The organism is Jiella avicenniae (assembly GCF_021390325.1).
Classification (GTDB): Bacteria; Pseudomonadota; Alphaproteobacteria; order Rhizobiales; family Rhizobiaceae; genus Jiella; species Jiella avicenniae.
Map to the genome: position 1 here is coordinate 21,641 of NZ_JAJUWU010000032.1, position 6,044 is coordinate 27,684.

Annotated in this window: 6 protein-coding genes; all 6 read left to right on the forward strand. The window is 67.7% G+C overall.

Annotated elements, in window-relative coordinates:
* Nucleotides 1-10 precede the first annotated feature (10 nt).
* The 6 genes from ehuD to doeB are packed head-to-tail and all read left to right on the forward strand — an operon-like array spanning nucleotide 11 to nucleotide 5,667.
* Entirely contained in the window at nucleotides 11-688 is a 678-nt protein-coding gene (gene ehuD, locus LZD57_RS23125; RefSeq protein ID WP_233721956.1) for an ectoine/hydroxyectoine ABC transporter permease subunit EhuD, read from the forward strand.
* Nucleotides 685-1,461, forward strand: coding sequence for an ectoine utilization protein EutA (gene eutA / locus LZD57_RS23130; RefSeq protein ID WP_233721957.1), 777 nt, complete (start codon nucleotides 685-687; stop codon nucleotides 1,459-1,461). Before ehuD ends, eutA begins: the two co-directional genes overlap by 4 nt.
* Before the next feature lie 4 nt (nucleotides 1,462-1,465).
* Complete coding sequence (gene eutB, locus LZD57_RS23135; RefSeq protein WP_233721958.1) at nucleotides 1,466-2,449, forward strand: hydroxyectoine utilization dehydratase EutB; 984 nt, start codon at nucleotides 1,466-1,468, stop codon at nucleotides 2,447-2,449.
* The gene (gene eutC / locus LZD57_RS23140; RefSeq protein ID WP_233721959.1) at nucleotides 2,449-3,435 is read left to right on the forward strand and encodes an ectoine utilization protein EutC; all 987 of its coding nucleotides are present in this window, start codon (nucleotides 2,449-2,451) and stop codon (nucleotides 3,433-3,435) included. The genes eutB and eutC overlap by 1 nt, the downstream gene beginning before the upstream one ends.
* 16 nt (nucleotides 3,436-3,451) lie before the next feature.
* Entirely contained in the window at nucleotides 3,452-4,645 is a 1,194-nt protein-coding gene (doeA, locus tag LZD57_RS23145) for an ectoine hydrolase DoeA (RefSeq protein WP_233721960.1), read from the forward strand.
* A gap of 5 nt (nucleotides 4,646-4,650) precedes the next feature.
* Nucleotides 4,651-5,667, forward strand: a complete 1,017-nt coding sequence (gene doeB / locus LZD57_RS23150) for a N(2)-acetyl-L-2,4-diaminobutanoate deacetylase DoeB (RefSeq protein ID WP_233721961.1) — start codon at nucleotides 4,651-4,653, stop codon at nucleotides 5,665-5,667.
* Nucleotides 5,668-6,044: the final 377 nt, after the last annotated feature.

Genomic DNA, 6,044 nt, shown 5'->3' on the forward strand with positions numbered 1-6,044 from the left:
GGCAGCTTTCATGGAATGGGACTGGCAATTCGTCTGGCAGATCCTGCCGACCCTCGCCGAGGGCGCCAAGATCACCATCGTCGCGACGCTGCTCGGCTATGTCCTCGCCGTCGTGCTCGGGCTCGTTCTGGCGGTCATGCGCCGCTCGCCGAACGGCCTGATCTCCCGGCCGACCGGCGGCTTCGTCGAATTCGTGCGCGGCACGCCGCTGCTCGTGCAGCTGTATTTCCTGTTCTACATCCTGCCCGAGGCCGGCATCACGCTGGCCCCGCTGGTCGCGGGCGTCATCGGCCTCGGCCTGCATTACGCGACCTATACCTCCGAGGTCTACCGCGCCGGCATCGACAACGTGCCGCGCGGCCAGTGGGAGGCCGCCAAGGCCTGCAACCTGACCTATCGCCAGACCTGGCGCCACATCATCCTGCCCCAGGCGATCATGCCGGTGATCCCGGCGCTGGCGAACTATCTGATCGCCATGTTCAAGGAAACGCCGCTGCTGTCGGCGATCACCGTCCTCGAACTGATGAACCAGGCCCGTTCGATCGCCAACTACAATTACCGCTATGTGGAGCCGATCACCCTCGTCGGGGTGTTCTTCCTGGTGATCAGCCTGATCTCTGTGATCGGGGTGAAATATCTCGAGCGCCGCTTCGGCGGCTACGGCAGGCGCGGCAGGGCGGCGTCATGACGGCGATGCGGGAACTTTCGCCCCGGGCCGTCAGCTTGGACGAGCGGCCGATCGCGCGGCGAGTCGGATTGATCCTGCTCTCCACCGATCACACGACGGAGTTGGACTACGCCCGCCTCGTCGCATCGGACGGGATCGGCGTCTATGCGAGCCGCGTCGAATACGCCAATCCGACGACGCCGGAAAACCTACTCGCCATGCGCCCGCGCCTTGCGGAGGCGGCGGCCTCGATCCTGCCGGGCTCGGATCTCGATGCGGTCTGTTTTTCCTGCTCGTCGGCATCCGCCGTGATCGGCGACGCAGCCGTGACCGAGGCGATCCGGGCGGGCAAGCCGGGCGTCGCCGTGGTGACGCCGGCGCTCGCCGCGGCCAACGCGTTGACCGCGCTCGGCGCAAGGCGGATCGCCATGCTGACGCCTTATCTCGCCGAGACCACCCGGCCGCTGGCCGATTACATGGAAGCCAAGGGCTTCGACCTTGCCGGCGTCACCTGCCTCGGTTTCGACGACGACCGGGTGATGGCGCGGATCACGCGCGCCGCTCTCGTCGACGCGGCGGTGGCGGCGATGCCGGCGGACGCCGACGCGCTGTTCATCTCCTGCACGGCGCTGCGGGCGGCTTTGGTCGTCGCCGAGATCGAGGCCCGGATCGGCCGCCCGGTCGTTACCTCCAACCAGGCGACGGCCTGGGAATGCCTCGCCCGGTGCGGCGCTTCCGTCTCGCACCCCGAGGCGGGACGGTTGTTTTCCTTGCCACTCCACACGGCAGCCTGATCCGATGACCACCGTCGACCTTCCAGCCATCGAAGAGGCCGCCCGGCGCATCGCCGGCCACGTCCGCCGCACCCCGATGGAGCGCTCCGCGGCGCTGTCCGAGCTTTGCGGCGTGCCGGTCCAACTGAAGCTCGAGCACTGGCAGGAAACCGGCGCCTTCAAGCTGCGCGGAGCGACGAACGCGGTGCTCTCGCTCAGCGACGAAGAGCGCGAAAGAGGTGTCGTCGCAGCGTCCACCGGCAATCACGGCAGGGCGCTCGCCCATGCCGCCAGGATCGCCGGCGTGCCCTGCGTCGTCTGCCTGTCGAAGCTCGTGCCGCAGAACAAGCGCGACGCCATCACCGCGCTCGGCGCCGAGCTGCGCGTCGTCGGCAGGAGCCAGGACGACGCGCAGATCGAGGTGGACCGGCTGTCGCGGGAGGGGATGGTGCCGCTGCCGCCCTTCGACCATCCGGCCATCATCGCCGGCCAGGGGACGATCGGCCTCGAAATCGTCGAGGACCTGCCAGAGGTCGACACCGTCCTCGTGCCGTTGTCGGGGGGCGGGCTGATCGCCGGCATCGCGGCGGCCGTCAAGGCGAGTTTGCCCAAGACAAGGATCGTCGGAATCTCCATGGCCCGCGGCGCGGCGATGCAGGCGAGCCTTGCCGCCGGCCATCCGGTCGAGATCGAGGAACTGCCGACACTCGCCGACTCCCTCGGCGGCGGCATCGGCCTCGACAACCGCCTGACCTTCGAGATGGTGCGCGATCTCGTCGACGAGGTGGTGCTGCTCGACGAAGCGGAGATCGCCGCGGGCATCCGCCACGCATACTTTCAAGAGCGCGAGATCGTCGAGGGCGCGGCCGCCGTCGGCATCGCCGCGCTCCTCGCCGGCAAGGTCGAGAGCTGCGGCCCGACCGTCGCGGTTCTCTCCGGCCGCAACGTCGCCATGGACCTGCACGCCCGCATCGTCGCCGGCGCCGACAGCCTGGAGGACGCCGCCTGATGCCGCAGATCCGCATCCTGACCGAGGCCGAGCTTCGCCAGTTCGTCACCCTCGACGTCGAGACCATCGACGCCATGGAAGCGGCCTTTGCCGCGCTTGCGACGAAGGCGGTCGCGATGCCGCCAATCATGCGCCTCGACATTCCCGAGCATCGCGGCGAGGTCGACGTGAAGACCGCCTATGTGCCGGGGCTCTCGGGTTTCGCGATCAAGGTCAGCCCCGGCTTTTTCGACAATCCGAAGCTCGGGCTTCCCAGCGTCAACGGCCTGATGATGCTGCTCTCGGCGACGACCGGTCTCGTCGAGGCGCTGTTCCTCGACAACGGCTATCTGACCGACGTGCGCACCGCAGCCGCCGGCGCGGTCGCGGCCCGTCATCTGGCGCGCCGGGACGCCGCCACCGCCGCGAGCCTCGGCGCCGGCGTCCAGGCGCGGCTGCAGCTTGAAGCGCTGGCGCTGGTAAGGCCGATCCGGCAGGCGCGCATCTGGGCACGGGACTTCGCCAGGGCCGAGCGAGCCGCTGCCGATCTGTCGGCGACCCTCGGCTTTCCGGTGACCGCCCGCGTCGAAGCCCGCGAGGCGATCGAGGGCGCCGACGTCGTCGTCACCACCACACCGTCGGAGACGCCGATCCTCTTGGCCGACTGGCTCCGGCCTGGTCAGCACGTCACCGCCATGGGCTCGGATGCCGAGCACAAGAACGAGATCGATCCGGCGGCAGTCGCCCGCGCCGACCTCTACGTCGCCGACAGCCTGAAGCAGACACGCAGGCTCGGCGAACTGCACCATGCGATCGCCGCCGGCCTCGTCTCGCCCGACACGGCCTTTCCGGAGCTCGGCGCGATCGTCGCCGGGCTCGCGGCAGGCCGCACCTCGCCTGACGCGATCACCATCGCCGACCTCACCGGAACCGGCGTCCAGGACACGGCGATCGCCACCCTTGCCCATGCCCGCGCCGGCGATCGCGGCACTCCCTTTGCAACCTGACAGGAAAGACGGCCCGATGTCGGTGCCCCAGCTCAAATTCACCCGCGAGGAATATGCGACCCGCCTCGCCAAGACCCGGCGCGCCATGGCGGCCAAGGGCGTCGACGTCCTGTGGGTCTCCGATCCCTCCAACATGGCCTGGCTCACCGGCTATGACGGCTGGTCCTTCTACGTCCATCAGGGCGTGCTGGTGCCGCCGGAGGGCGATCCGATCTGGTTCGGCCGCGGCCAGGACGCCAACGGCGCCAAGCGGACGGCCTATCTCGGCCACGACGACATCGTCGGCTATGCCGACCACTACGTCCAGTCGACCGAGCGCCACCCGATGCAGGCGCTGTCCGCCCTGATCAAGGATCGCGGCCTCGGCGGACTCACCATCGGCGTCGAGATGGACAATTACTGGTTCTCCGCCGCCGCCTTCGAGACCATGCGCCGGGACTTGCCCGACGCCCGCTTCGTCGATGCGACCGCGCTGGTCAACTGGCAGCGTGCCGAGAAGAGCCCGCAGGAACTCGAATACATGCGCATCGCCGGGCGCATCGTCGGCGCGATGCACCAGCGCATCGTCGACAAGATCGAGCCCGGCATGCGCAAATGCGATCTCGTCGCCGAGATCTACGATGCCGGCACGAGAGGCGTCGACGGCCCCGGGGGCCGATTTGGCGGCGACTATCCGGCGATCGTGCCGCTGCTGCCGTCCGGCGCCGATGCCTCGGCGCCGCATCTCACCTGGGACGACAAGCCGATGAAGATCGGCGAGGGGACCTTCTTCGAGATCGCCGGCTGCTACAACCGCTATCACTGCCCGCTGTCGCGCACGGTCTTCCTCGGCAAGCCGAGCCAGGCCTTTCTCGACGCCGAGAAGGCGACGCTGGAGGGCATGGAAGCCGGCCTCGCAGCAGCGAAGCCCGGCAATGCCTGCGAGGACATCGCCAACGCCTTCTTCGCGGTCCTGAAGAAATACGGGATCGTCAAGGACAACCGCACCGGCTATCCGATCGGCCTCAGCTACCCGCCGGACTGGGGCGAGCGCACCATGAGCCTGCGTCCCGGCGACAAGACGGTGCTGAAGCCCGGCATGACCTTCCATTTCATGACCGGCCTGTGGCTCGACGACATGGGCCTCGAGATCACCGAGAGCTTCGCCATCACCGAAACCGGCTACGAACTCCTTGCCGACGTGCCGCGCCAGCTTTTCGTGAAGGACTGATCGCCATGTTCGGACCCGAGCCCGTGGCCGAGCTGCCGCCGTCGCCCGTCGTCGCCAAGGTCGAATTCGAGGCCGACGGCATCCACCACGGCTTCCTGCGGATGCCCTACAGCCGCGACGACTCGGCGTGGGGCTCGATCCTCACGCCGATCACCGTGGCGAAGAGCGGCGAGGGGCCGACGGCGCTTCTGACCGGTGGCAATCACGGCGACGAATACGAAGGCCCGATCGCCCTGTTCGATCTCGCCCGCAATCTCGATCTCTCGCAGGTCTCCGGCCGGATCATCATCGTGCCGGCGCTGAACTACCCGGCCTTCCGGGCGGGCACCCGCACCTCACCAATCGACAAGGGCAATCTCAACCGCTCCTTTCCCGGGCGGCCCTTCGGCCAGCCGACGGAGAAGATCGCCGATTTCGTCACCCGCAACCTCCTGCCGATGGCCGACGTCGTGCTGGACTTCCACTCGGGTGGCAAGACCCTCGACTTCCTGCCGTTTGCGGCCGCCCACGTGCTCGACGACAAAGCGCAGGAAGCGGCCTGCTTCGCCGCCGTGCGGGCCTTCGGCGCCCCCTATTCGGTGAAGATGCTGGAGATCGACGCCGTCGGCATGTTCGACACCACGGCCGAGGCGATGGGCAAGGTGTTCGTCACGACCGAACTCGGCGGCGGCGGCACGGCGAGCGCCCGCACCGCGGGCATCGCCAAGCGCGGCGTCACCGACCTTCTGCGCCATGCCGGCATCCTGAAGGGCGAGCCGGCGATCCGCGAGACCCGCTGGCTCGACATGCCGGACGACCGCTGCTTCACCTTTTCGGAGATCGACGGGCTGATGGAGCCACTGGTCGATCTCGGCGATCCGGTGAGGCAGGGCCAGCCGCTCGGCCGCGCCTGGCCGGTCGACCGCACCGGACAGGAGCCCTACACCTATACCGCCAAGATGGACGGCATCCTCGCCGCGAGACACTTTCCCGGTCTGGTCAAGGCCGGCGACTGCATCGCGGTGCTCGGGGTGGTCGATTGAGAGGACGAGCGGCGGGGTGGATCGCTCGGGTGCCTGAGCGACCACGGCGGTGTAATCATTGAACGTTCGTGAAAGATCGCTGTCCGGCTGCAGCATTGGGCGTCGTTCGTTTGCAGAACGAGTGAAGCATCGAAGCTTCGTCATCCCGGGCTTGACCCGGGATCCATTTCAAATCGACGCCGATTTGTTTCGCGTTCAGACGAAATGGTGTTTTATACTGCACCGAAACGCCAATTTTCCCAGCAGAGGAATGGCAACTGTGTTCATGCAAAGGCCTTTTTGTCCCTCTGCATGGCATTGAGGACGGTGAGAAGCTTTCTGGCGACGGCGATGATCGCGACCTTCTTGGATCCCGATCTTTCGGTGACGGCGTTGAA

Coding starts and splice junctions, on each gene's coding strand:
- ehuD (WP_233721956.1), top strand. CDS start 11: ATGGAATGGGACTGGCAATTCGTCTGGCAGATCCTGCCGACCCTCGCC.
- eutA (WP_233721957.1), top strand. CDS start 685: ATGACGGCGATGCGGGAACTTTCGCCCCGGGCCGTCAGCTTGGACGAG.
- eutB (WP_233721958.1), top strand. CDS start 1,466: ATGACCACCGTCGACCTTCCAGCCATCGAAGAGGCCGCCCGGCGCATC.
- eutC (WP_233721959.1), top strand. CDS start 2,449: ATGCCGCAGATCCGCATCCTGACCGAGGCCGAGCTTCGCCAGTTCGTC.
- doeA (WP_233721960.1), top strand. CDS start 3,452: ATGTCGGTGCCCCAGCTCAAATTCACCCGCGAGGAATATGCGACCCGC.
- doeB (WP_233721961.1), top strand. CDS start 4,651: ATGTTCGGACCCGAGCCCGTGGCCGAGCTGCCGCCGTCGCCCGTCGTC.